Genomic DNA, 26439 nt, shown 5'->3' on the forward strand with positions numbered 1-26439 from the left:
CGGAGGACGTGGCCGTGCGCGGGGCGACGCGGGCACGGCCTGAGGGGGAATCATGATGGGGAGATCGGGGGGCGGCAGGCCGGCATATGCGCCGGCCTGCCGGGACCCACAACGAGCACTACCGCTTCCACCAGCACCTCTGCGCATCCTGCGGACCGCTTCCGCGTCCCTGCCGTCCGCGCTGACGGCCTCGTTCACGGCCGCCACCGACGCCGTCATCGCCGCCGCGCGCCGACATTCCCGACCGTATGCGGCACCGCCCTTTCTGGACGTGTCCCGCTCCCGCCGGGGGACCGTGCTCCGCCGCCGAGAAAGGGACTGCCCATGAACGCACCGAGCGACCCGAGCAGCAGCGGGCTGCACTTCACCCACCCGTACCTCGCGGTGGTGCTCGGTGGCGGCTTCACCGGCATGCTCGCCGCCGCCGCGCTGTCCGGGCATGCCGATGTCATCGTCGTCGAGCGGGACCGGCTGCCGAGGACGCCCGCCCTGCCCACGGATCTTCCGCAGGCCCGGCACGCCCATCTGCTGGCCGCCGACGGCGCCCGGATGGTCGATGCCCTGCTGCCCGGCTGTGTCGAGGGCTGGCTGGCCGAGGGCGCCCGGCGGGTTCCGGTGCCGGCGGAGCTCGCCGTCCGCGCACCGCAGAGCTGGTTAGGCAGGCGCCGCGCGCCGTATCTGATCGCCTGCTCCCGCGATCTGCTCGACCGGGGCGTCCGCCGGCTGGTACCGGACCTCCCCGGGGTGAGCGTCCTCGACGGAACCGAGGCGGAGGAGCTGACCGGCACCGCGGAACACATCACCGGGGTGCGGGTCCGGGACACCACGACCGGCGAGACGTACCGCCTGGATGCCGACCTCATCGTCGACGCCACCGGCCGGCACTCCACCACCCAGGACCGGCTGCGGGCGCTGGGGCTGCCCACCGCGTGCGAAGACCTCGCAGACTCCGGCATCGTCTCTGCGACCCGGATCTTCCGTGCCCCCGAAGGCACCGCGAACCACCCGGTGCTCACCTCCCGTTCGGTGTTCGCCACCGCGCCTTCCGGCCCTGCCGGGCCCGCGCGCGCGTTGCCCGGCAGGACGGCGACGCTGGTCCCGATCGAGGGCGGCCGCTGGCTGGTCACGCTCACCGGCAGCGGGGACGACCGGCCGACCGAACACGCCGGCCGCTTTGTGCCGTTCGCCCGCCGCACCGGTGACTCCGCCATCGGCGACCTGATCGCCGACGCCGAACCGCTGAGCGAGGTACGGCTGTCCCGCGACACGACCAACCGGCGGCGGCGCTTCGCCCAACTGCCGTGCTGGCCGACGGGGTTCATCGCGCTCGGCGGGGCCGTGGTCTCGCTCAGCCCCGACTTCGGCCAGGGCCTGTCCATCGCCGCGCACAGCGCCGCGGCACTCCGCGAGGCGCTGCGACGGCACGGGATGGACGATCCGGCCCTCGCCCGTAAGGTCCAGCGGGCCATCGGCGGTATCGTCCAGGAGCCGTGGTCCCTGGCCACCGGCGAGGCCTTCGGCTCCCCCGCGGCGGGCCGCCCGGCCGTCTGCCGCGCGTACGCGGATGTCGTCACCGCCTCCGCCCGTACGGCCCCGTTCCTGCACCCGTCGGCCGCGCTCGGCCTGCTCCGGGGCCGTACCGCCCGGACGCGTCCGGCGGCCGACGGTTCGCCGGACCGGCCCGCGGCACCGGTGCCGGTGCCACCGCTCCCGCCGGCCGCGGCCGGTCCCTCCTCGGCCACCGCACCCCGGCCTCCTGCGGCGGCCACTGCCACGCCCGCCCTCTCGGCACCCCCTGCGGCCGCCAGACGCCTCCCCCGGCCACTCGGCTTCGGGCCGTCGGCCTTACGGCGCATCAGCGGGGCGAGCCGGCGGAAACCGGCCGACGACTGAGGCCGGCCGTGGAGCGGTCCGCACCCCGCACACCTGACCGTCCGGGCGTACCGCCGCTGCTTTACCGTAGGGGCGCCAGAGACAGTTCAGATCACCGTCAGGGGGTTGCGGACAACGGTGGTGCGCGCTAGCAGCAGGATGGCCGCGAGCCGCGAGCCGCGAGCCGCGAGCCGCGAGCCGCGAGCCGCGAGCCGCGAGCCGCGAGCCGCGAGCCGCGAGCCGCGAGCCGCGAGCGCCTGTGCGGGTGGGGGCGGGTGCGGGTGCCCGTGTGCCGGTGACCGTGACGGCAACGGCGACGGGCATCGCGACGGCCACGGGCATGGGCACGGGGGCCTCATACCGCCACTGCGGGTGCCCGTGGGCGAGGACTCCGAGCGCTGGCGGACGTTCGCGGGCGAGCGCACCGTCGTGGCCGTGGCGCGCACCGTCACCTCGACAGTCCGGGTGCTCGATGTCCTCCGTCCGGTGCTGCGCGACGACCCGCGCATCTCTCTGGTCTTCGCCTACGACCCCACCTCCGCCTTCAACGACGGCGTCCATGAACTGCTGCGCGCGGCCGGCGCCCGCATCCTCCCCTGGCACCAATTCCCCTGCATCACCCCCGACCTGATCATCACGGCGTCCGAGAACGCCGACCTCACCGCGTCACACCACACCGCCCCCGTCCTGGTCCTTCCGCACGGCGTCGGCTTCCACAAGCTCGTCCCGGACTCCCGCAGCAACCAGGACCGGCTGGCCGGGGTCGTCCCGGACGCCCTGCTGCGCAGTGGCCGCGCCCGGCTCGCAATTTCGCACCCGGACCAGGCCGCCCAGCTGGCCGCCGCGCACCCCGCGGCCGCCGGCCGCACCCTCCTCGTCGGCGATCCCTGCTATGACGCCCTGTGCGACGGGCGGGATCTGCGCGACGGATACCGCCGGGCCCTCGGTGTGCCGGACGGCCGGCGGCTGATCATGCTGAGTTCGACCTGGCGCGGCCGTTCGCTCCTGGGCCGGGATCCCGCGCTCCCGGCCCGGCTGCTCGCCGAACTGCCCCTGGACGACTACGCCGTCGCGCTGGTCACCCACCCCAACATCACCTCCGCCCATGGCCGCCACGCCCTGCACTCCCTCCTCGATTCCGCCCATGACGCCGGGCTGTTGAGCATCCCGCCGACGGCGGGCTGGCAGGCCACCCTGCTCGCCGCCGACCTCCTGATCGGTGACCACGGTTCGGTCACCTTCTACGGTGCCGCGCTCGGAACGCCCCTGCTGCTCGGCGCGTTCGGCGAGGACGAGGCCGTGCCCGGCACGCCCATGGCGGAGCTGGGCCGTCTCGCGCCGCGGCTCGTGCCCGGGGCACCGCTGCGACCGCAGATCGAACGCGTCCTCCACGCCCCACAGCCGGCGGACGACGACACCCTCGGCCGGCTGTACAAGCTCGGCGAGAGCGCCTTCGCCGCCCCCGGCCGTGCCCTGGACCTGATCCGTACCGCCGTCTACGACCTCCTGGACCTGCCCGAGCCGCCCGGCCCGCCGCCGCCACGCCGGGCCCCGGAACCGCCCGTACCGCTGGCGCACCCGGAACAGGTCACCGCGACGTATGTGACCGTCACCATCGCCGAGGGGCCCGAGGGCCCGCGGGTGTCGGTCGAGCGCAGCCCCGCCGTCGTCGACTCCTTCTCCCCTGTTGAACGGACCGACGTTCCCGAGGGCCCGTTCCGGTATCTCTCCTGCGCCGACGACGAACGGGACCGGCGGTCGGCGGAGAGCGCATCGGTCCTGGTCCGCCGCGATCCGGCCGCCACCGTCGTCGCTGCCGACCGGTGGATCCAGGGCACCCTGGCCCGCTACCCCGGCTGCCTGCTCGCCGCCGTGGGCCTCGGCGGGCGCGGCTGCCGCGTCGGGCTCCGCGACGGCCGGACGGTCGAGGTGTCCGCGACCGGTCTTCTGACCGATCCCGCCGTGCTCGCCGCCGCCGTCTACGCCCTGCTGCGTACCCGGCGCCCGTTGGACGGCTTCATCACCCTCACGCTCGGCAGCCGCACCGAGGACGCCGAGCTGAGCCTCGCCCGGCCCGCCCGGCGACCACACTGAGCGGACTCACCGCCCCGGACCCCCCCCCCGCGCCCTCTACTCAGGTATCCCCTCGTTCTCCGTGAGTCGGCGGCGCAGTTCCACGGCGCGCGGTCCACCGCCGGTCTCGTATATCTCCAGCGCCCGGGTGAGATGCTGCCGCCACTGCTCGCGGTCGCCGCGTTCCTCGGCCAACTCGGCCAGTTCCTCGCACACCTGGGCCTCGTAATGGACGGCGCCACGCTCGCGCAGCATCCGGGCGGCCTCCTCCAGGGCCGCGACCGCCTCGTCGGTGCGGCCCCGCGTGCGCTGCACGCCCCCGAGGGCGGCCAGGGCGCGCGCTCCCATCCGCCGGTCGTCGAGCGCCATGAACCCGTCGTAGGCGTCCTGGAGCGTGGTGAACGCGTCGTCGGTGCGGCCGACAGCGTGCTGTGCGCACCCCATGAAGTAGCGGCCGATGGCGATACCGCGCGCGTCGCCCGCGGCGCGGTAGAGCGTCATCGCCTCCTCGTAGGTGCGGACGGCGCGGTCGGGGTCGCAGCGGTCCCAGTAGCGGCCGTAGAACTCGCGGGCGGAGGCGCGCAGCAGCACATCGCCGGCCTCGTCGGCCCGGGCGACGGCCGTCTCGAGTTCCCTGCGGGACCGCGGCAGTTCGTCGCGGTCCATCAGGGGGCGGGAGAGCAGGGCACGCAGCCGGGACTCGGCGGCTGCATTGCCGTCCGCCGCAGCCTGTCCGGCGCCCAGCTCTCCGGACACCACCCAGTCGTTGAGGTACCGGCGGTTGAGGTAGAGGGCGGTCAGCGCCTCGGCCAGCTCGTAGGCGGGGCGGTGCCATCCGTGGTCCGCGGCGGCCCGCTGGGCGGACAGCAGCTCGGCACGCCAGACGTCCAGCCACTCCAGCGCCTCCGAGCGGTCCCGGAAGGCGGCCCACCGGTCGGTCTCGCCCAGGCGCTCGACGTACCGGCCGATACGCATCCGGCGCCCCATGACGGCCAGATCGGCGTGTGCGGCCCGGGTGAGCAGATGGTCCACCACCCTGCGCACGACGGCCGTGCGCTCGGCCTCCGTCCCTTCCGCGGCGGCCTGCTCCCTGGCGTGCAGCCGCACCAGGTCGTGGAAGTCGTACCGGCCGTCCGCCGCCACCGTGACCAGGCTCGCCGCCTCCAGCACTTCGAGTTGCTCGGCCGCCTGCGGGACCGTCGTCCCGGCAGCGGCAGCCGCCGCACCGGCGTCCCAGCGACGCCCGGGATACTGCCCCAGCGCCCGGTACAGCCGTGCAGCCCGCTCCGGCAACCCCGCATACGCCACCGAGAAAACGGTCGCCACCACCCGCTCGCCTCCCCTGCGCAACGCGCTCAACCGGCTTCGGTCATCGGCCAGTTCATCGCCGAATGCCTCGACCGACAACCCTGGGTGCATCACCAGCCGCGCGGCGGCCACATGCAGCGCCACCGGGAGCCCGCCGCAGTGCGCCACGATCCGTTCGGCGGCGGCCGGCCCGTCCGCCATGAGGCGCTCTTCCCCGCACAGCCGCGTGAGCAGCTGTAGCCCGTGCGCGTCGGTGAGGGGTTCCAGCGGCAGCAGACGCGCTCCGTCGCCCAGCAGTTCACCGAGCGTGCCCTGGCTCGTGGCGAGCACGACGCTGCCGGGTGCACCCGGGATCAGCGCCCGTACCTGCGCCGGCTCGGTGACGTCATCGAGGACCATCAGCACCCGCTCGTCGGCCGTCCAGCTGCGGAACATGCCGGTCAACTCGCCCAGTGTCGAAGGCAGATACCGGTCCTCCACGCCCAGCGCGCGCAGACAGCGGCTCACTCCGGCCGAGACATCGCCGCCCACCTGGGCCCGCAGCTCGGCGAAGTCGACATAGAACTCCCCACCGGGAAACCGGCCGCGCTCCCCTTGCGCCCATCTGCGCACCGTCGCACTCTTGCCCACCCCCGGCAGCCCGCTGAGCACGGCGACCCCGCCGGCCTCGCCCACCGAACCGTTCAGTGCCTCGATCACCGGCGCACGGTCGACGAACCGGGCCACCCCGGCAGGCACCTGCCGGGGCACCGGGACCTCCGGACGCTTCACCTCGAAGCGCACATCGCCGTGGATGGCCCCGGCCTGCACCACCGGCCCGTGTGCGGTGCCGCCCAACTCGTTCCGTACCCCGTCGTCGGCCACCCCGTGCTCCCCCACGTCGACCTCGCCCTTCCGTTACGGCCGTCGGTCCGCCCGATCCGCCGGATCGACTCCGTACGCCAGAACGCTACTTGACGGCACTGACAACGCAGCGGCGGTGACGGCCGGGGCCGGTGCCCCGCTCCGCCACTGGATCACATCCGGTCCACATTCGATCGGATGCGCTCAGCGCAGGGACGAAATTCGATCGCCGTCGCTGGCAACCGCGTCAAGGCGATACGGCTGTGGGGCCATCGCCAAGGTGGTCAACAGGGGGTATCTGACACGCCAGGGCGGCACGGAGGACGAGCAGCCGCCGCGCCACGGGCCGCGGGGCCGGCCGACGGCTCAGGCGCTGCCGGCCGGGCCGGCCTCCTGAGGTTGCGGTGGCAGGCCCAGGAGGCGTTGGGCGAGGGCGAGCGGTGCGTGCGGGTCGCGGGTCGGGGCGGGGGCCTTGGCGCGGTGTGCGGGGAGCCGTTCGACGGTGGTGGTGCCGGTGTCGGACTCCAGGGCGGGGGCGTAGCCCGCGGCGCGCAGCGCGTCCAGGGTGGCGGCCGGCGGGCGTCCGCTGACCAGGACGGTCGGGGCGATGGCCCGCAGGGTGAGATCGCTCAGGGCGCGGTGCGCGGCCAGCTCCTTGATGAGGATTTCGTCGTCGGAGCGGATGCAGCAGGCGGCGGGCAGGACCCGCATCCGGCCGTGCGCGCGGGCGGCGTCCTGGATCAGATAGCGCAGCGGCTGCGGCAGGGCGCCGTTCGCCGAGGCGCGGGTGAGGTCGTCCAGGAGGGTGTCGGCACCGTGGCCGGCGTCCAGGGCGCGGCGTACGGAGGCCGGGGTGAACCGCCAGGTCACGGCGTGCCCTTCGGACTCCCGGTCGGCGGCGGAGGCGAGCAGCGCGGCGAGCGCGGCACCAGGGCGGCCGGGCACGACGGCGGTCAGATCGGCCTGGAAGTGGGCCTGTTCGAGCAGTGGCGGCAGCAGGTCGCCGAGCGGTTCGTCGAGGGAGTGCGGGTCGGCGAGCAGCGCCCGGCCGAGCGGGGTGAGGGTGCCGTGGGCGACCAGGCCCAGGTAGGCGGCTTCGTGGAGGGTGTGGGCGGCGCGGTCCTCGGCCATCGGCTGCCGGGTGACGGCGAGCGGACGGTACCAGTCCGCTGCCGTCAGGAGGCCTCGCAGCGCACCGGGGGTGCCCGCCTCCGGCTGAGCCGCATCCGTGCCCGGCAGGGACGGAAGCGGCCCGCCGGCACCGAGGGGGACGGTGGCCAGCGCGGCGAGGAGGGCATGCCGGAGGGCGGGCGCATGCCGGTCGTGGCCGCGCACCAGTGCGGTGGGCGTCTCGCCGAAGGGGGTGTGGGTGGGGATGGCCCACAGGCCGGACCAGGCCGCCAGGAGGGGGCCGAGGCGCGCGCCGGGCGGGCGGGCCAGCCAGTCGTCGTAGGCGACGGTGGGCAGGGCGGTGATGCCGGCCGGGGTGCGGGTCAGCGCGATCAGGTCGGCGGCGAGGGTGAGGTCGAGGAGGAGGCGGGTGTGCGGTTCGGTGGCGCCGGCCGCTTTGGCCAGCCGTTTGATCTCCCGTACGGCCAGTCCGCCCGACTTGCGCAGCGCGGCGGGCCGGGTCGCCAGCGAGGACAACAGGCGGTCCACGGTGGCGGCGAGGGTCGCCGCGGCGGCCCGGGACTCGTCGTGCAGCGACGTCACGGGGACCGCCGCGGTGGGCATGCCGGGATCGGCGGTGTCGTCCGGGACGGGACGGGGTGCCTCGGCGAGGAAAGGTCCGAGGTCGTGCGCGGCGAGGAGTTGGGGTGCGCGCGGCGGAACGACGACGGCGCCGTCCTCGGTGGGGGCAGCGAGTCCGTCGTCGTAGAGGGCGCGCAGGGCGGCATCGGCGGCGGTGCGTGCGGACCCGGTGGCCCCGAGGGCGGTGAAGACGTCCTGGGGCGGGACGGGGGCGGTGGCCAGTTGCGCGAAGGACAGCCGGTGCGCCATCAGGGACTGGTAGTCGGCGCCCGGCGTGGGGGCGGCGGGGCCGGGGGCGTCCTGGGCGGCGCGCTCCTGGCTGAGGCGGGCGGTGGTGGCGAGCACCTGGAGCCGGGGGTGGTCGAGGTGCAGCACCAGGTGGTGGAGGGTTTCGTAGGACCACAATGCGCCCGCCAGGCCGCGGAGTTCGGTGGGTGCGGGCCGTCGGGCGAGCGGCTCGGCATGGCGGGTGAGGAGTGCGGCGAGCTGTTCGGGGGTGCGCCGGGCGAGGGACCGGGTGAGCGTGTCGAGACCTTCCACGGCCTTGAGGTTAGTCATCGCGCGAGGAGCGTGGTGAGGGCACCTACGGGGTCGGGGTCGGCGGGGCCGGTGGGCCACCAGTCGTCGGTGCCGGGCTCGGATTCGTAGGGGTACCAGCGGTTGTCGCGGCCGAAGCGGAGCTGAATGCCGCGGTCGGGGTCGGTGAGGTGGTTGTGGCGCGGCCGCAGGGCGGGGAGGTCGGCGGCCAGGAGGGCGCTGCGGGCCCGGTCGAAGTCGCCGGCCGGTGGGTTCCAGGTGGTGTCGAGGAGGGCGAGGCCTTCGGGTCCGCCCTGCCGCCAGGCGGCCACGGAGCGGGCGACGTCCGTGGGCGTACGGCCGGTCGCCGCGGCGAGGTCGCGGTAGAGGGCACGGGTGGTGGCGGTCAGCCCGGCGGTGGGGTGGGCGGTGGCGGCCAGGCGGACGGCGTCCTCCCACGGGGGCAGGTCCGGGAACGGGCCGGGGTGGGCCGGCCGGTCGCTGCCGGTGCCCGGGGATCCCGCGGCGGTCACGCAGGCGTGGGCGCGGGCGGCGGCGTCGGCGGCCAGGAATTCCAGGGTGGCGGGGGCGAAGGGCAGCCCCTCGCCGTCGGGCAGGGCAGGCGGGTGACCGGGCTGCGCGGGCACCGGCAGGGGCGGCGGGAGCGGCGGGCGGGGCCGGTCGGCGAGGGCGGCGCGGGCGAGCACACCGGGCGGTGCCGGCGTCCCGTGTGCCAGGGCCTCCTGAGGCGCACCCCCGAAGTCCCTCTCCGAAGTGCGTTCCATGGCGGCGGCGTGCGCGGGCCGGTGGGTCTCCGGGCTGACGGCGGCCGGAGGCGCGGCGCCCAGGGGAGGCGCACCGGCCTCGCGGGCCTCACGGGCCGTCAGCGCGGCGTTGCGGCGGGAGAGTTCGTCGAGGAGTTCGCGTTCCCCCCGGCCGCGCATCAGCAGCAGCACGAACGGATCGGCGTCCAGCAGGCGGGCCACCTGGAAGCAGAGCGCGGCGGCGTGTTTACAGGGGCTGCCGTGGTCGGGGCACGTGCAGCGGGGGACGAGGTCGCCCGGCCCCGGGAGGAGGCGCACCTCGCCCTCGGCCAGCGTGCTGGGCAGCCTCTTGGCCAGCAGGGCGGTGAGCTGTCCGGGCTCCGCGGCGACCGCGTCGAGGAGGGCGTCCCACTCCTGGTCGGTGAGGGTCCTGAGGCGGATCTCGGCGCTGTAGGGGCGGGGCTTGCTGCCCCGTACGGTGGCGCGGATACGGCCCGGGGTGACGTTGATGGTGTCGACGTGGCCGTCGCGGGCGTAGGTGCGGCCGCGGGCGAGCCGTGCGCCGTCGAGGGCGGCGCTCTCCAGCGCGTCCAGCCAGGCGCTTCCCCACCAGGATTCGGCGAACAGCCCCCGGGCGCCCGGCCGGTCCGGCAGGGGCGGGAAGGTACGCGAACGGTCCGCGCGGGCCAGCCGGTCGGCCGCGGCGGCGCGCCCGGACAGGCGGCGGCCGGGGGTGGGGAGCGGTGTCATCCGGGCCTCCTGAGGGAGACGAGATCGGCCAGCTCGGCGTCGGACAGTTCGGTGAGCGCGGTCTCCCCTCCGGAGAGCACCGCGTCGGCGAGCGCCCGTTTGGCGCTGAGAAGTTGGGCGATGTTGTCCTCGACGGTGCCTTCGGCGATCAGCCGGTGGACCTGGACGGGCTGGGTCTGGCCGATGCGGTACGCGCGGTCGGTGGCCTGCTCCTCCACCGCCGGATTCCACCAGCGGTCGTAGTGGATCACATGTCCGGCGCGGGTGAGGTTCAGGCCGGTGCCCGCCGCCTTGAGGGACAGCAGAAAGACCGGGGTCTGCCCTGACTGGAAGCGCTCGACCATCTTCTCCCGTTCGGCGACCGGGGTGCCGCCGTGCAGCAGCTGGGCGGGGATGCCGCGGGTGGCGAGGTGCTGCTCCAGCAGCCGCGCCATCCCCACGTACTGGGTGAAGATCAGTGTGGCGCCGCCCTCGGCGAGGATGGTGTCCAGGAGCTCGTCGAGGAGTTCGAGCTTCCCGGAGCGGGCGGCCAGGCCCGGAGCGGCCTCCTTGAGGTACTGCGCGGGGTGGTTGCAGATCTGTTTGAGGGCGGTGAGCAGCTTCATGACCAGGCCACGGCGCGCGATGCCTTCGGCGGTCTCGATCCGGGCAAGGGTCTCGCGGACGACGGCCTGATAAAGCGCGGCCTGTTCGCGGCCCAGCGCCACCGGGTGGTCGGTCTCGGTCTTGGGCGGGAGCTCGGGCACGATCCCGGGGTCGGACTTCTTACGGCGCAGGATGAACGGCCGCACCAGCCTGGCCAGCCGCTCGGCCGCCTCCGGGTCCTCACCGCCCTCGACCTCACGGGCGTGCAGCGCCCGGAACGTCTTGAGAGGGCCGAGGAGTCCGGGGGTCGTCCAGTCCAGCAGCGCCCACAGCTCGGAGAGGTTGTTCTCCACCGGTGTGCCGGTGAGGGCGATCCGGGCCGGGGCCTTGATGCTGCGCAGCGCCCTGGCCGTCGAGGAGCGCGGGTTCTTCACATGCTGGGCCTCGTCGGCGACCACCCATGCCCAGGGCCTGGCGGCCAGTTGGGCGGCGCTGCTGCGCATCGTCCCGTACGTCGTCAGCACGAAGCCACCGTCCAGGTCGTCGAGGCTTCGGCCGGCGCCGTGGAAGCGCCGTACGGGCGTGCCGGGGGCGAAGCGCTCGATCTCGCGCTGCCAGTTGCCGAGGAGGGAGGCGGGGCAGACCACGAGGACCGGTTCGGTGGGGCGCCGGTGGAGGTGGAGCGCGATGACGGTGACGGTCTTGCCCAGGCCCATGTCGTCGGCGAGGCAGCCGCCGAGGCCGAGGGAGGTCATGGTGTCGAGCCAGGCCATGCCCCGTAGTTGGTAGTCACGCAGGGTCGCCTGCAAACCGGGCGGCTGGGGCAGTGGACGCGCCTGTGTGGTGAGGCGGCCGCGCAGCGCGGCGAGCGCCCCCAGAGGGACCACCTCGACCTGCTCGCCGTCCACCTCCGTGGTGCCGCTCAGCGTCACCGCCAGGGCATCGACGGGGTCCAGGTACCCCAGTTCGCGCTTACGGGCCTTGCGTACGAGGCCGGGGTCGACCAGGACCCACCGGTCGCGCAGCCGGACGACGGGCCGGTGCGCCTCGGCGAGGGCGTCCATTTCCGCCTGCGTCAGCGGCACCCCGTCCATCGCCACCTGCCAGCGGAACTGCGCCAGTTCACGTGTGTCGAAGAACCCGAATCCGTCCGCGGCGGAACCCGGCGCCGGATGCAGCACGGCCGTCGCCGTCAGTCCCCGGGCCAGCTCCCTGGGCCAGTGCACGGCCACCCCCGCGGCGCCCAGACGGGGTGCGGCCTCCCCCAGCAGCTCGTACAACTCGTCCTCGCTGAGCGGCAGTACGTCGGGGACCAGCCGCTCCAGGAGGCGGGTGAGCGGTGCCCAGATGCGGGCGGCGCGCCGCAGCGCCAGGAGGGTGTCGACACGGGAACGCGGCCCGAAGTGGTCGGGGCCTTCGCCCTCCCACAGGTCACGGGCGTCGGCGACCAGCGTCGGGTCGGTGAGGCTGTGCACCTGGAGGACGGCCGCTGCCGCACTGCGCTCTTCGGCCTCATCCGGCCCTCCGCTCTCCCCCCTTGTGTCGAAGAGCTGGTGCGGGGCCAGGTCGAGTCGCAAGGAGAGCCGTACGCCGGCGTCGACACCGGCCGCGACCTCGGCGGCCCACTCCCGCGCGCCCGGCAGGTGCTGCGGGGCGCTCGCCGCGAAGGGTGCGCCGGCCACGAGCCCGGCAGCGGGGGTGCGCGGCAGCGCGTCGGCGACCGCGTCCACGTAGAGCCGCACCAGGGCCGCGGGGTCGTGCAGTTGGAGCGGACGACTGCCGGCGAGGGGCACGGGGTACGCCTCGGCGGGCATGGCTGCGGCGATGGCGCGAAGGTGCGCGATGTCCTCGGGGTCGAGCGGGCCGGCGCGCCAGGCATCGGTGTCGTCGAGGGTCAGCCCCGGCAGCAGTCTGCCGCGCGCGGCGAGGTGCAGCGCATGCAGCGTCGCCGCGCCCCAGCAGGCGGCGGCCGGATCGGCGGTGGGGTCGTGCCGGGCTTGTACCAGCAGCGGTACGGCCTCGGCCAGCGGGAGCAGCAGCGCCGGGACCGTACGGCTCCGGGCACCGTTGCCGTGCCGGCGCGCGACGGTCAGCTGAACCGTCTCCACCGGGCCGTCCGCCGCCCGCCCGCCCGCTCCGCTTCCCCCGGCTCCGGCGGCAGGGAGCGGCCCGCCATCGGGCCGCCAGAGAGCGATCTTCCCGGCGCGCGGGGGCTGAGCGGGCAGGAAGGCCACGGCACAGCGAGCCACGGCGCCTGCGGTCACACCGCCCTGCCCATGCCCCACCATTCCGCCGTCCTCTGCTCTCTGCTCCTTCACCGCCGGCCAAGGCGCCCGCCGGACCTGCCGTCCGTGGCCGGCCCCGCCACCACGCCCGACCTGCGAGTCTACGGTCGCCCCCACTGCACCTCCCGGCTTCTCCTGCTTCTCCTGCGCCTTCTCCTCCGCCGCCGCGGCAGCCTGCGCCATGTCGATGGAAGCAGACGCCACTGACAACGCGTCCCGCCCGCGCTTTCCGCGCACGAAGCCGAGTTATCCACAGGCCACAAAAATTCTCTCGCTCACAGCCCACAGTCGATTACAGTCAGTGACACAAGCACTCTCAGTAATCACCCAACGCCAGCAAGGAGCGACCCATGCGCATCTACACGCCCACCCCCACCCCCGAGCAGCACGCCGCAGCGGAGGCCTTCGCCACCGGCGCCCCACTCGTGATCCAGGCCGGCGCCGGCACCGGCAAGACGACGACCCTCGCGATGCTCGCGCACTCCGCACGACGACAGGGCCGGCTCAGTCGATATATCGCCTTCAACAGAGCCGTCGCACGCCACGCCGGCCGGCAATTCCCCGCCGAAGTGGCCTGCGGGACGGCCCACGCCCTCGCCTACACCGCCGTGGGCAAGAGGTACCAGGCGCGGATGAACGCCCCACGGCGAGCCGGATGGCGCACGGGAGCCGCCCTGGGCATCAACGACAACCTGGTCGTTCGCATCGGGCCACGCAAGGTCAACAACAAGGCCCTCTCCTACACGGCCCTGCGCACCGTCACCCGCTTCTGCCAGTCGGCCGACAAAGAGATCGCCCGCCACCACGTCCCGCCCCTGCGCGGAGCCGAATCCGAACCCCTGCACGCACACCTCGCCGACCTCGTCCTGCCCTACGCCCGCAAGGCCTGGGCCGACCTACAGCATCCGGACCACGGCGTCGTCCGCTTCGAGCACGACCACTACCTGAAGATGTGGGCGCTGAGCGAACCGGTCATCCGGGCAGACTTTCTGCTCCTCGACGAGGCACAGGACACCAACCCCGTGGTCGAGGAGGTCTTCACGGCACAGCGTGACCACGCCCAGCTGGTCCTGGTCGGGGATTCCGCCCAAGCCATCTACGGCTGGCGCGGCGCGCGCGACATCATGACCGGATTCGACGGCCGACAGCTCAGCCTCTCCCGCTCCTTCCGCTTCGGCCCGGCACTGGCGGCCGAGGCCAACCGCTGGCTGAGGATCGTCGACGCACCCCTCACACTCACCGGCTCGCCCCACCTGAACACGGAGTTACACAGGGTCCACTCACCGGAGGCAATCCTGTCCCGCACAAACGTGGGGGCGATGGTGGAGGTGATACGGCAGCTGGAGACGGGCCGCCGGGTCGCACTCGCGGGCGGCGGAGAGTCCCTGAGCGCCCTCGCCCGCGCCGCGCACAATCTGGAAGCCGGGCGCCGCACCACCCATCCCGAGCTGATGCTCTTCGAGACCTGGGCGGAGCTGCGCGAGTACGCGGAGTTCGACCCGGCCGGCCGCGATCTGCTGCCGCTGGTGGAAATCGTCGACGAACACGGCACGGAAGCCCTGCTCCAGGCCCTGGACCGGCTCTCCCCCGAGGAGTCCGCCGAGGTGACGGTCTCCACCGCACACCGGGCCAAGGGACGGGAGTGGTCGAGCGTACGCATCGCGGACGACTTCACCGCCCCCGACGACCTCGACGAGCGCGATGAGGACGGGGCACCGGTTCCCGGGCCCATCGATCTCGACGAGGCACGCCTGGCATACGTCGCCGTGACCCGCGCCCGCTCCCAGCTCGACATCGGCGGCCTGTCCTGGATCAACAGCCACCCCGCCGGCGACCCCCACCCCACCGACAAGGCTTCTGCCGCACCCACCAGCCCCGACCACCACAACAAACCCCAGCCACCAGCAGCACCCCCAGCGCAGAAGCAAGCACAGACCGGAAGCAGCCCGAGGAAAGGAACCGCAGCCACGGGAGCCAGGGACAGCCCGGAGCCCGAGCACAGGACACCATCCGCGACCAGACCGGCACCGGGCCGCCGGGTTGCCCAGAAACAAACTGTTGAAAGGCAAAAGCGACACGTGACTGACCAGCCGATCGGGGGGATCCTGAAGGTAGGAGATGGGTACTGATGCGTACCGGAAATGAGCCCCTTCACGCACGCAGCCCGCTGAGAATTCGCTGTGGGCTGGCGCTGTGGGGCCTGTTGTGGACCATCGCCGGAACCGTGGCCTTCGTCAGCGCCGGCCGCCCCGAGTGGGCCGCCGCGTGTGCCGCGCTGGCCATGGTGGCGGCCACAGACCTGCTCCTGGTGATCCGCCATATTCACCAGGGACCGCACTACCAGCCCGGCAGGGAGATACCGCCCTACGAGCCCGATCGAGGCCGGAACGACACATACGGCATACGCAACGACCCCGGCCGCCGACGCGGCACGAGACCGTAGGGCCGGAGCAACAGGCTCCCGGATCAGACCACTTCGGAGACCATTTCGGGAGGGGCAATGTCCAGGAAGAGGGGGTTAGTTGATGCCCCCACATGGTCGAAGCGACTGGAGTCTGTGAGGGGCGCGCCCCAGGGGGCGCTTAGGGGGTGTCCTCCCCCTTGCCCGTGTCGTCACGCTCGAAGCGGGCGGCCTGGATGAATTCCGGGCGCGGTTCGAGGGCCGCCGCCAGTCGGAAGTGGCGCAGTGCCTCCTCCGGTCGGTCGGCGCGCTCCAGGGTGCGGCCCAGCGCGAAGTGGGCAAAGGCGTTGTCCGGCTCGCGGTCCAGCACGATCTGGAATTCGAGCTCCGCCGGGCGTAGTTGGGCAGCGAGGAAGAAGGCACGGGCACGGAGCAGCCGGGCCGCGGTGTTCTCGGGGTGGGCCGTGATGACCGAGTCCAGCAGCTGAATCGCGCCGCGCGGGTCACGGGCCGCCAACAGGTGCTCCGCGGCTCGGAAGTCGATGACATGCGTCTCGGGGCTGCTCTCGGGCACGGCCTGCTCCTCTCGGTTTCCGTCGCCGATGACAAGTGCCGCTGCCATCGAGCATGCGTCAGCGACGGACCGTACGGCGTTACCTGGGGCCACAACAATCCCATCGGTCGCGGCATTCCCCGGTCCGCATCGGCTGACCAGGGCAAGGCACCCAGCTGACGCTCGGCCTGCCCCCAGATGTTGGGGCATGACGTCCGTGGTCAGAGCAAGGTCGGGGCGCGTCCGAGGCACGGTCTGCCAGACCGAGGCCTGCCCAGGATCGGGGCCGTGACCTTGGAGGGGCGGGAGGGGAGGGGTGGGGTGGGCGGGGGCGGGGGGCGGGGCCCCCGGGGAGGGATCGTGCTGGGCCCCGCCCACCCCCGATGCGTCGCTCCCCTCCGATGTCCCGCCGCAACCCGCCCGCTACAAGCTGATGTGGTACGCCTTGCGCAGCGTCTCGTGCACCGTCCACCGGGTGCGGTCGCCTTCGCGCAGGATGCAGGCGTCACCCGGTCCCACTTCGAGTACGGAACCGCCCTCGACCTCGATGGTGGCGCGTCCGCTGACGACCACGAACAGCTCATTGGCCTCGGTGTCAGTAACCACGCCCGGCGTGATCTGCCAGATTCCGCGGAGCTGCCTGCCGTCCGACGACTCCCAGAGCACCTTGCCCGTCACCACCGGGTCCCCGGAGACGATCTGCGAGGGGTCGAGGGGGTCAGGCTCCAGGTCAGCATCCGCGATACCGGGGATGTTCACGACGAACGACGCGGGGGCCGACTCCGTGGCAGAAACCGGCAGAGAGGTGGAGGGGGAAGCGGAGGCAGGGGCCACGGCCGGGCTGGGGGTCGCGGCCGTGCTCGCGGCAGCGGACGCGGAAGTGGCGTTGGATGCGGCAGTCATGGCGGCGAGGTTATCGTCCGGCGCTAGGCGGCCCGCAGGCGCTCCCATACCGCCCGGACCTGCGGCTCCAGTGCCTCCAGCGGTCCGTCGTTGTCGATGACGAAATCCGCGATCGCCAGCCGCTGTTCGCGGGTCGCCTGGGCGGCCATCCGGGACTTCGCCTCGCCCTCCGCCATGCCCCGCAGCCGTACCAGCCGGTCGAGCTGGGTCTGCGGGGCGGCGTCGACCACGACCACCGTGTCGTAGAGCGGCGCGAGGCCGTTCTCCGTCAGCAGCGGCACATCGTGGACCACTACGGTGTCCGGGCCGGCCGACGCCTCGAGTTCGGCGGAGCGCGCACCCACCAGCGGGTGCACGATCGCGTTCAGCGCCCTCAGCTTCTCGGGATCGGCGAAGACGATCCCGCCCAGCTTCGGCCGGTCGAGCGTGCCGTCCGGGGTGAGTACATCCTCCCCGAACTCCTCGACCACGGCCGCCAGTCCGGGTGTACCGGGCTCGACGACCTCGCGTGCGATCTTGTCCGCGTCCACGATCACCGCGCCGTACGACGCCAGCAAACGCGAAACCTCACTCTTGCCCGCGCCGATTCCGCCGGTCAGCCCCACCTTCACCATGGACACACGCTATACGGTGCGCGGGTGCTCCGGGACGCCCGGCTGCCCGGAAGACAAGCGGGCGGCCGGGCTCAGATACCGCCCGGTCAAATGCCACCGGGCACAGAAACCCCCGGCCCGAAAACCCGGGTCCGATGCCACCGGGCTCAGATGCCGCCGCCCTCGCCCTCCCGCTCCGCCAGGAACCGTTCGAATTCCCGGCCGATCTCGTCGGCCGACGGCAGCTCCACCGCCTCGGCCACGAGATTTCCCCGGCTCTCCGCACCGGCCACCGCGTCGTACTGATGCTCAAGGCCGCTGACCAGGGCGACCAGCTCCTCGTCACCCTCCGAGATCTGCCGCTCGATCTCCTCCTGCGTCCGCAGCGCCTCCGTACGCAACGCATGCGCCGCGCCCGGCAGTACGAGGCCGGTGGCGGCCGTCACCGCTTCCAGAGTCGTCAGCGCGGCGTCCGGATAGGCGGAGCGGGCGATGTAGTGCGGTACATGCGCGGCCACGCCCAACACGTCGTGCCCGGCCTCGGCCAGCCGGAACTCGATCAGCGACTCGGCGCTGCCGGGCACCTGGGCCTCGTCGAAGAAGCTGGCGTGGCCCGGCATCAGGTCGGTGCGGTTGCCGTGGGGGGTGATTCCTACGGGGCGGGTGTGCGGGACGCCCATGGGAATGCCGTGGAAGTTCACCGACAGCCGTACGCCCAGCCGCTCCACGATCGCCTTGACGGCGGCCGCGAAGCGTTCCCACTCGACATCCGGCTCGGGTCCGGACAGCAGCAGGAACGGCGCGTCAGTGGTGTCGCGCATCAGCCGCAGCTCGATGCTCGGGGTTTCATACGCGGTCCAGCGGCTGCGCTCGAAGGTGAGCAGCGGGCGGCGGGCGCGGTAGTCGACGAGGCGGTCGTGGTCGAAGCGGGCGACGACTTGGTTCGGCAGGCCGTCGAGCAGCCGTCGCACGATCTGGTCGCCCGTCTCGCCGGCGTCGATGTACCCGTCGAAGTGGTACAGCAGCACGAGCCCGGCGGAGTCCCTGGAGGCCAGCGCCTCGACCTCCGCGAGCCCGCCCGGCTCCCATGTGTACAAACTCTGGGGATCCAACACAGTGACCGCTCCTCCTCGTTCTCATGAGCGCCAACGTATGGTCGGCCACAGTCATTCCCGGCCCGGATATGCCCCGCCCGTTTCCGGACATGTTCCGCCCGCCCGACCTGGTACGCCGGTGACCGCGGTAAAGGCCACCGGTTCGCTTCCCCACCCCGCCGGCGCCTCCGTCCCACCCCCCTGGCCCCGTGCGACTCTCGAAGGCCGACCCCTCCCCCACCTCTCCCAAGTAGATCAACGCAACTCCCTTACGGGGCAGGCTGGTTCATCCCCACTCCTCACCACCGGAAGCCTTGCCGCTTATCAGCCCCAGCTCTACCTTCGCCCCGACAGCGCACATTCACACTGACACCCAACGTTCACATACAGGAAGAGAGTTGGCTGAAGATCCGCGCCCGCATTGTCCATACCCGTACCCATACCCGTATCCGCCCTGCACCCGTCTCCGTTCCGCGCCAACCCGCCCGCTTCTGACCGGCCCCGGTGCCGCCCTGCTGGGCGCCGCCGCACCACTCCACGTACAAGGGAAACCTCGCGACGCCGGCCGCCGGCACCCCGTCGTCCCGGATCACGCTCACCCCAACAACGGCTATGAGGCCCACCCCCAGCGGTCCGGCTGAGCCTGCGGCACGGTGGTCGTCCGCGGCAACACACCCGATCTGCGCGCCGCAGCCGGATCCGGTCGCCATGGCTTCAACATCACCCGTTACGACGCGTCCGAATCACTCATTACGACGCGTCCGATTACCCGGGTCACCATCACGGGTGACAACACCGTCACCGGCGGCCATGGCGTCACCAATCCAGGCGCCCCGGTGGACTGACACTCCGGCCCACCCCAGCCACCCCGGCCACTCCCTCACGCCCCATCACGCCCCATCGCCCCCGGCGCGCCCTCCCCCACGCCCTCCGACGCGCCGCCCCGGACAACGGCGAAGGCCCGCTCCCCCTAAGGGGAGCGGGCCTTCGCCGTTCAGCTACTGCCTACCGGAGCGAGCTCAGCTCTGGCCGCCGGCCAGCTTCTCGCGGAGCGCGGCGAGCGCCTCGTCCGACGCCAGGGCGCCGGAGTTGTCCGCCGACTCCGAGGAGTACGAGCCGCCACCGGCGTTGCCGCCGCCGGCGTTGCCGCCACCCTGCGCCGCCGGCGCCGCAGCGCCCTCGGCCGCAGCCTGCTCGTCGGCCTCGCGGGACTTGATGACCTGGGCCTGGTGCTGCTCGAAGCGCTGCTGCGCCTCGGCGTACTGCTGCTCCCACGCCTCGCGCTGGGCCTCGTAGCCCTCCAGCCAGTCGTTGGTCTCCGGGTCGAAGCCCTCGGGGTAGATGTAGTTGCCCTGGTCGTCGTAGGACGCGGCCATGCCGTACAGGGTCGGGTCGAACTCGACCGCCGACGGGTCGGCACCGAAGGACTCGTTGGCCTGCTTCAGCGAGAGGCTGATGCGACGGCGCTCGAGGTCGATGTCGATGACCTTGACGAAGATCTCGTCGTTGACCTGGACGACCTGCTCCGGGATCTCCACGTGGCGCTCGGCCAGCTCGGAGATGTGGACCAGGCCCTCGATGCCCTCGTCGACGCGCACGAACGCACCGAAGGGAACGAGCTTGGTGACCTTACCCGGGACGACCTGACCGATCTGGTGGGTCCGGGCGAACTGCTGCCACGGGTCTTCCTGGGTCGCCTTGAGCGACAGGGAGACGCGCTCGCGGTCCATGTCGACGTCCAGGACCTCGACCGTGACCTCCTGGCCGACCTCCACGACCTCGGACGGGTGGTCGATGTGCTTCCAGGACAGCTCGGAGACGTGGACGAGACCGTCGACGCCGCCCAGGTCCACGAAGGCACCGAAGTTGACGATGGAGGAGACGACGCCGGAGCGCACCTGACCCTTCTGGAGGGTGGTGAGGAAGGTCTGGCGGACCTCGCTCTGGGTCTGCTCCAGCCAGGCGCGGCGGGACAGGACCACGTTGTTGCGGTTCTTGTCCAGCTCGATGATCTTGGCCTCGAGCTCCTTGCCCACGTAGGGCTGAAGGTCGCGGACGCGGCGCATCTCGACCAGGGAGGCCGGGAGGAAGCCACGGAGGCCGATGTCGAGGATGAGACCACCCTTGACGACCTCGATGACGGTACCGGTGACGATGCCGTCCTCTTCCTTGATCTTCTCGATGGTGCCCCAGGCACGCTCGTACTGGGCGCGCTTCTTCGAGAGGATCAGGCGGCCTTCCTTGTCCTCCTTCTGGAGAACAAGGGCCTCGATCTCGTCACCGACGGCGACGACCTCATTGGGGTCGACGTCGTGCTTGATCGAGAGCTCGCGGCTCGGGATGACGCCTTCGGTCTTGTAACCGATGTCGAGCAGGACCTCGTCCCGGTCGACCTTCACGATGACGCCGTCGACGATGTCGCCGTCGTTGAAGTACTTGATCGTCTCGTCGATCGCGGCGAGGAAGGCTTCCTCGTTACCGATGTCGTTGACCGCAACCTGCGGGGTGGTGGCGGTGGTCTCGGTGCTGCTCGTCATGTGGGAAAGGGCTCCGGTACGGACATTGAAGTCGTAGGTACTGCTACGCCGAGAGCCCGTATCGCCTCTGCATAAGCCGGACAGTGTCAGAAGCGTTTGCTATTGGAAGCCCGTAAATGCCGGAGCACTTGGAGCTATCCGAAACGCCTCAAAACCGAGGGGTACATACAGATGCGAGCGCGGCCTGCTCCGTCTGAGGCGCGCAAGCCCGCAGCGCAACTTGTAGCATACGGGGGCAGCCGGACACGGTCAATGCGCGAACGCGCACACCCGGGACAGAACGCCCCATAACCGGCACACGCGGTGTTCCGCGAGGTCGAACGGCCTCACAGTCCCTGCAGCAACAAGCAGAGCGAAGACTACGACGACGGGCGCGATGAACCAAGAGCACGAGCCGGAGGCGACCCGCCGTGACGCCTCGGACACCGAGAGCAGTCAGGCCAATCGGGGCTGGTGGGACCGCAACGCGGACGAGTACCAGAGCGAGCACGGCGCCTTCCTCGGGGACGACCGGTTCATCTGGGGCCCTGAAGGGCTCGACGAGGCGGAGGCCGCACTGCTCGGACCGGCCGCCGAGCTGAAGGGCCGGCGGATCCTGGAGATCGGGGCCGGCGCGGCGCAGTGCTCCCGCTGGCTGGCGGCCCAGGGCGCCCTCCCGGTGGCGCTGGACCTCTCCCACCGGCAACTACAGCACGCCCTGCGCATCGCCGACGGCACGGACGACGAGGTCACCGAGCTGGTGGAGGCGGACGCCACGGCCCTGCCGTTCCGCGACGGCAGCTTCGACCTCGCCTGTTCCGCGTACGGGGCGCTGCCGTTCGTCGCCGACCCGGTGCGGGTCCTGCGGGAGGTGCGCAGGGTGCTGCGGCCGGGCGGCCGGTTCGTCTTCTCCGTGACCCACCCGATCCGCTGGGCCTTCCCCGATGAGCCCGGCCCCGAGGGGCTGTCCGTGGCGGCCTCCTACTTCGACCGCACGCCGTACGTGGAGCAGGACGAGACCGGCCGGGCGGTGTACGTCGAGCATCACCGGACGCTGGGAGACCGGGTGCGGGACGTGGTGACGGCGGGATTCCGGCTGGTGGATCTCGTCGAGCCGGAATGGCCGGAATGGAACGCCCAGGAGTGGGGCGGCTGGTCCCCTCTGCGCGGGCGCCTGATCCCGGGGACGGCGATCTTCGTGTGCGAGGCGCACGTCTAGCAGCGAGCGGTTCATGGCCCTGTCAGGGGCGGCTGCGCTGCTGGGGGCTTGTTCGCCTGTCGGACCTGTCGGCCTGTCGGCGTGTCATCGGCGTGTCAGGCTCGGCAGGGCTGTCTGGACCGTCAGGACCCCTTAGGGCCAGTCCGGTGGCTCATGGTCCAATCGGGCGGCGCGGAGCAGCGGCGAGGGGACGTCCGGCGACTGCGCCGGGCGGTCGCGGGGCGAAGGCCCGGCGAGTTCTCGGGGCCGGGGCCCGGTGTCAGTGGCGGGCGGCACACTGGGGGACGTGATCGCCCGTGACGCCCTCGCCCAGCTGCCCGTACGTACCGCGCTGCCCGCGCTCCGCGAAGCCCTCGACGGGGCCGGTACGACGGTGCTGTGCGCCCCGCCGGGCACCGGCAAGACGACCTTGGTACCGCTGGAGCTCGCGGGTCTGACCGGCGCGGGGCCGCTGCGGCGGGTACTGGTCGCCGAGCCGCGGCGGATCGCGGCCCGCGCCGCGGCCCGGCGGATGGCCTGGCTGCTGGGCCAGAAGCCCGGTGAGCAGGTCGGTTTCACTGTGCGCGGGGAGCGGCGGGCCGGGCCCCGTACCGCCGTGGAGGTGGTGACCACCGGAGTGCTGTTGCAACGGCTGCAACGGGATCCGGAGCTGGCCGGGGTCGATCTCGTGGTGCTCGACGAGTGCCATGAGCGGCATCTGGACGCCGATACGTGTGCCGCCTTCCTGCTGGACGTACGGGAGACGCTGCGGCCCGAGCTGCAACTGGTGGCCGCGTCGGCAACGACGGATGCCCAGGGGTGGGCCCGTCTGCTGGGTGGCTCCCGGGAAAAAGCACCGGTGGTCGAGGCGGCGGGCGTGTCGCACCCGGTGGAGGTGGTGTGGGCGCCACCGGAGCGGCCGGTGCGGCCGGCCCATGGGATGCGGGTGGATCCGGCGCTGCTGACGCATATGGCGGGGGTGGTGCGGCGGGCGCTGCGCGAGCAGACGGGCGACGTGCTGTGCTTTCTGCCCGGTGTCGGGGAGATCGGGCGGGTCGCCGGGGAGCTGGCCGGGGTGGACGCCGAGGTGTTGCAGGTACACGGGCGGGCGCCTGCCGAGGTGCAGGACGCCGTACTGGCGGGCGGGGACGGCGTTCGCAGGGTGGTGCTGGCGACCTCGGTGGCGGAGTCCAGTCTGACCGTGCCGGGCGTCCGGGTGGTGGTGGACAGCGGGCTGGCGCGGGTGCCGCGGCGGGATCATGCGCGCGGGCTCAGCGCGCTGGCGACCGTACAGGCCTCCCGGGCGGCGGCCCGGCAGCGCGCCGGGCGGGCGGGGCGTGAGGCGCCCGGTGTGGTCTACCGCTGCTGGTCGGAGGGTGAGGACGGGCGGCTGCCGGCGTTCCCCGAGCCGGAGATCAAGGTCGCCGATCTGACCGCGTTCGCCCTGCAGACGGCCTGCTGGGGCGATCCGGACGCGCGTGGCCTCGCACTGCTCGACGCGCCGCCGGCCGGTGCGCTGGCCGCGGCCCGGGAGGTGCTGACGGCGATCGGCGCGGTGGACGAAGACGGCCGGGCCACGCCGCGGGGCAACCGTATGGCGCGGGTGGGGCTGCACCCACGGCTGGCGCGTGCCCTGCTGGACGGCGCACCCGAGGTCGGCGTACGGCGGGCCGCGGAGGTGGTCGCCCTGCTGAGCGAGGAGCCGCCTCGGGCGTACGGGGACGACCTGGCGGCGGCGTGGCGCACCGCGCGGCGGGGCGGCGATGCGTACGCCGCCCGGTGGCGCCAGGAGGTGCGCCGGCTGACGTCGGCGGCCGGGGAGCAGGGCGGAGCCGGGGAGCAGGGGGCGGGCAGCGGCAACGGCTCTCCCAGCGGCTCGGGGGCCGGTACGTCCGACGATGCCGTCGCCGGTCTTCTCGCCGCGCTGGCGTTCCCGGAGCGGGTGGCCCGGGCCCGCGGCGCCGGGAGTTATCTGATGGCGTCCGGGACCGGTGCCGAGCTGGCGGGGGCCGGGCCGGGGGCGCGGGCCGGGGACGGGTCGCGGCTGCGGGATGCCGCGTGGCTGGCGGTGGCGGTGGCGGACCGGCCGGTGGCGGCGGTGTCGGCACGGGTGCGGCTGGCCGCGGTGATCGATGAGGAGACGGCGTGTGCCGCGGCGCGGGCGCTGCACTCCTCGGGGGAGGAGGTGCACTGGTCGGACGGGGATGTGGTGGCCCGGAGGGTGACCCGGCTGGGGGCGATCGAACTTGCGTCCCGGCCGCTGACCGAGCCGAACCCGGCGCTGCTGCACGAGGCGGTGCTGTCGGGCCTGCGGCGGGAGGGCCTCGGGCTGCTCCGGTGGTCGCCGGCCGCGACGGCGTTGCGGCAGCGGATGGCGTTTGTGCACCGGGAGCTGGGCGCGCCCTGGCCCGATGTGTCGGACGCGGCGCTGCTGGAGCGGGCCGAGGAGTGGCTGGGGGCCGAGCTCGGCCGGGCGCGCCGGCGGGCCGACCTGGAACGGATCGACGCGGGGCAGGCGCTGGCCCGGCTGCTGCCGTGGGCGACCGGTGACGCGGTCCGCTTCGACGAGCTGGCGCCCGAGCGCATCGAAGTGCCGAGCGGTTCGCGGATACGGGTGGACTACGGCGGTGAGCAGCCCGTACTGGCCGTGAAACTACAGGAGTTGTTCGGCTGGCAGGAGTCGCCGCGGGTGGCCGGCGGACGGGTTTCCGTCCTTGTGCATCTACTCTCCCCCGCCGGACGCCCGGCCGCGGTCACGGCCGACCTCGCGTCCTTCTGGCGGGACGGATACCGGTCCGTACGCGCGGAGTTGCGCGGCCGGTACCCCAAACACCCATGGCCCGAAGACCCTTCGACCGCCGAACCGACCCGCCACACGTCCGCGCGCCTCAAACGGAGCTGAGCGTGGCGGCCAGGCCCCGTTCGACACCGCATTCGGTCGTGGGGTCGCCCACTGCGCGCCCATCCGCCCCGCCCTTCCCCCTTCCCACTCCCCCGCGCCCCCGCCTCCATCGGCGCTTCGGCGTTCCCGGTGAGCCACAGGACGACATGACCGAGCAGAATCACAGAACGTCACCAACCCGGGGACAAAGTAACTCTGTGCAATCGTTGCTGGATGTAAGGAGGCGCGGCACAGCGGGGGCGTCGGGAAGCGGGAAAGAAGGCAGGCCTTGTTGTGCTCTACGTGGCGGAGGTACGTGGAGGACGTGGCGGAGGTACGTGGAGGCCTCACGGTGTTCGGCAGGAGCCCTCACGGCGTTCAGCCGGGGGCTTCACGGTGCTCTGCACGGAGGTCAGGGAGACGAGGGAGGTCTCACGCGGAGGGCCTCGGTCGTGGCTCCGGTTCCGGGCCCGGCGGGCCAACGTCGACGGAGCCAGGTCCGGGACCGCGACCGGGACCGCGACCGGGACCGCGACCGGGACCGGGACGGGGACCGGGGCGGCGGTTGCGGGCTTCGAGGTGCAGGCTCAGGGCGAGCAGCGCGGCGCCGAGAGTCAGGAATCCCCAGGGGAGGTAGCTGGTGAGCAGGAGGACGAGGGTGCGCTGGGATTTCACCAGGACGACGGTGGAGTCGACGTAGTCGGCACGCATCTTCACATGGCCGGCGAAGGCGGTGACCTTGCCGCCGCCGGGCAGCAGGTCGCCACCGCGCAGCTCTTCCTTGTGGATCTCCTGGCCGTTGACCGGTGCGCCGGTGACCGGCTCCACCCAGAACATGCGCTTGGTGGTGTACCAGCGGGTGGTGCCCATCTTCGCGACGGACTGTGGCGTGATGCCCTTGACCGGCATCTTCTTGGGGAGCGGGACCTTGGTCCAGGGGATGGTCTGCTCGAAGTAGTAGACCTCCAGGCCCCGGAAGTTGCGGGTGCCCTTGTAGTGAATGGGGGTCGAGGTGCGGGTCTGGGCGTCGAAGTAGGTGTAGTCACGCTTCTCGGTGAGGAAGGGCCACTTGTACTCGATGCCGTCGCGGCGCACCGGGTCGCCGTCGACCATCTCGCCGGTGGCGTGCACGGGTTCCTGGGAGTGCGCGTCGAAGATGTAGCGCTCGGGGATCTCGGAGACCATCTTGCCGTCGGGGCCCGCGACGTAGGACAGGGTGTCCCAGACGACGACGTCGCGGCCCGCTGTCTGCTCGATGCGGTCGGATGCGGCGACGTTGCCCTTGAGGGTCTGGACGATGGTGATCTTGGGGACCTGCCTGGCCTTCATGGTGCTGTAGTTGAGGAGGGTGGCGGGACTGGCCTCGAGGACCATGTCCTGGTACTGGCTGGGCGGGATCTTGGCGAGCCGGGGGAAGGCGTACCACCGCAGCAGCGGGGAGAGTGCGGTGAAGAAGACGGCGAAGGCGAGCAGTACGAGGCTGGCGGTCCGGCGCATGGCGGTGACGTCCCTCCCTCGGTGACGTCCGCCCCTCAGGGGTGCTTGGGGACGG

At 72.7% G+C, this 26439-nt stretch carries 17 protein-coding genes; 7 read left to right on the forward strand and 10 right to left on the reverse strand.

The genetic code is table 11. The features are described 5' to 3' along the window. The first annotated feature begins 324 nt into the window (after window positions 1–324). Both ACZ55A_RS00820 and ACZ55A_RS00825 read left to right on the forward strand, forming a co-directional pair. A complete protein-coding gene (locus ACZ55A_RS00820) occupies window positions 325–1893 on the forward strand; it encodes an FAD-dependent monooxygenase (RefSeq protein WP_468831069.1) in 1569 nt (522 codons plus the stop codon). Between the two features lie 357 nt (window positions 1894–2250). Beyond that, the gene (locus ACZ55A_RS00825) at window positions 2251–3966 is read left to right on the forward strand and encodes a CDP-glycerol glycerophosphotransferase family protein (protein WP_468831072.1); all 1716 of its coding nucleotides are present in this window, start codon (window positions 2251–2253) and stop codon (window positions 3964–3966) included. A gap of 36 nt (window positions 3967–4002) precedes the next feature. Here ACZ55A_RS00825 and ACZ55A_RS00830 read toward each other — a convergent pair whose 3' ends face one another. The 4 genes from ACZ55A_RS00830 to ACZ55A_RS00845 all read right to left on the reverse strand — a co-directional run bounded on the left by ACZ55A_RS00830 (window position 4003) and on the right by ACZ55A_RS00845 (window position 12751). Beyond that, the gene (locus ACZ55A_RS00830) at window positions 4003–6117 is read right to left on the reverse strand and encodes a tetratricopeptide repeat protein (protein WP_468831075.1); all 2115 of its coding nucleotides are present in this window, start codon (window positions 6115–6117) and stop codon (window positions 4003–4005) included. Window positions 6118–6462: 345 nt separating this feature from the next. Further along, window positions 6463–8388, reverse strand: a complete 1926-nt coding sequence (locus ACZ55A_RS00835; RefSeq protein ID WP_468831078.1) for a helicase-associated domain-containing protein — start codon at window positions 8386–8388, stop codon at window positions 6463–6465. A gap of 14 nt (window positions 8389–8402) precedes the next feature. Then, window positions 8403–9878, reverse strand: coding sequence for an SWIM zinc finger family protein (locus tag ACZ55A_RS00840; protein WP_468831081.1), 1476 nt, complete (start codon window positions 9876–9878; stop codon window positions 8403–8405). Further along, a complete protein-coding gene (locus tag ACZ55A_RS00845; protein ID WP_468831084.1) occupies window positions 9875–12751 on the reverse strand; it encodes a DEAD/DEAH box helicase in 2877 nt (958 codons plus the stop codon). The genes ACZ55A_RS00840 and ACZ55A_RS00845 overlap by 4 nt, the downstream gene beginning before the upstream one ends. A 347-nt stretch (window positions 12752–13098) precedes the next feature. Here ACZ55A_RS00845 and ACZ55A_RS00850 point away from each other — a divergent pair, with 347 nt between their 5' ends. Further along, window positions 13099–14877, forward strand: a complete 1779-nt coding sequence (locus ACZ55A_RS00850; protein ID WP_468831087.1) for a UvrD-helicase domain-containing protein — start codon at window positions 13099–13101, stop codon at window positions 14875–14877. Further along, window positions 14877–15191, forward strand: a complete 315-nt coding sequence (locus ACZ55A_RS00855; protein WP_468831090.1) for a DUF6343 family protein — start codon at window positions 14877–14879, stop codon at window positions 15189–15191. Before ACZ55A_RS00850 ends, ACZ55A_RS00855 begins: the two co-directional genes overlap by 1 nt. A 139-nt stretch (window positions 15192–15330) precedes the next feature. Here ACZ55A_RS00855 and ACZ55A_RS00860 read toward each other — a convergent pair whose 3' ends face one another. The 4 genes from ACZ55A_RS00860 to ACZ55A_RS00875 form a co-directional block, all read right to left on the reverse strand. Further along, window positions 15331–15723 (reverse strand): tetratricopeptide repeat protein, encoded by a 393-nt coding sequence (locus ACZ55A_RS00860; RefSeq protein WP_468834493.1) that lies wholly within the window; start codon window positions 15721–15723, stop codon window positions 15331–15333. A gap of 402 nt (window positions 15724–16125) precedes the next feature. Next, window positions 16126–16605: a cupin domain-containing protein gene (locus tag ACZ55A_RS00865; RefSeq protein WP_468831093.1), complete on the reverse strand. Its 480-nt coding sequence runs from the start codon at window positions 16603–16605 to the stop codon at window positions 16126–16128. A gap of 23 nt (window positions 16606–16628) precedes the next feature. Continuing rightward, entirely contained in the window at window positions 16629–17219 is a 591-nt protein-coding gene (coaE, locus tag ACZ55A_RS00870; protein WP_468834495.1) for a dephospho-CoA kinase, read from the reverse strand. Between the two features lie 146 nt (window positions 17220–17365). Further along, window positions 17366–18313: a PAC2 family protein gene (locus tag ACZ55A_RS00875; RefSeq protein ID WP_468831096.1), complete on the reverse strand. Its 948-nt coding sequence runs from the start codon at window positions 18311–18313 to the stop codon at window positions 17366–17368. A gap of 632 nt (window positions 18314–18945) precedes the next feature. Between ACZ55A_RS00875 and ACZ55A_RS00880 the strand changes: the two genes are divergently transcribed. Continuing rightward, the gene (locus ACZ55A_RS00880; RefSeq protein ID WP_468831099.1) at window positions 18946–19137 is read left to right on the forward strand and encodes a hypothetical protein; all 192 of its coding nucleotides are present in this window, start codon (window positions 18946–18948) and stop codon (window positions 19135–19137) included. Between the two features lie 174 nt (window positions 19138–19311). Here ACZ55A_RS00880 and rpsA read toward each other — a convergent pair whose 3' ends face one another. Then, complete coding sequence (rpsA, locus tag ACZ55A_RS00885) at window positions 19312–20829, reverse strand: 30S ribosomal protein S1 (RefSeq protein WP_468831102.1); 1518 nt, start codon at window positions 20827–20829, stop codon at window positions 19312–19314. A 376-nt stretch (window positions 20830–21205) separates the two neighbouring features. On the opposite strand from rpsA, the gene ACZ55A_RS00890 reads away from it, so the two are divergent. Together ACZ55A_RS00890 and hrpB are read left to right on the forward strand one after the other, a co-directional pair. Further along, window positions 21206–22027 carry a class I SAM-dependent methyltransferase gene (locus ACZ55A_RS00890; RefSeq protein ID WP_468831105.1) on the forward strand — a complete coding sequence of 274 codons (822 nt, stop codon included), beginning with the start codon at window positions 21206–21208 and terminating at the stop codon, window positions 22025–22027. A 286-nt stretch (window positions 22028–22313) separates the two neighbouring features. After that, window positions 22314–24908: an ATP-dependent helicase HrpB gene (gene hrpB / locus ACZ55A_RS00895; protein ID WP_468831108.1), complete on the forward strand. Its 2595-nt coding sequence runs from the start codon at window positions 22314–22316 to the stop codon at window positions 24906–24908. Between the two features lie 411 nt (window positions 24909–25319). On the opposite strand, the gene pgfA is transcribed toward hrpB, so the two are convergent. Next, complete coding sequence (gene pgfA, locus ACZ55A_RS00900) at window positions 25320–26384, reverse strand: cell envelope lipid trafficking protein PgfA (protein ID WP_468831111.1); 1065 nt, start codon at window positions 26382–26384, stop codon at window positions 25320–25322. Window positions 26385–26439: the final 55 nt, after the last annotated feature.

Source organism: Streptomyces sp. NPDC034111 (assembly GCF_055575375.1).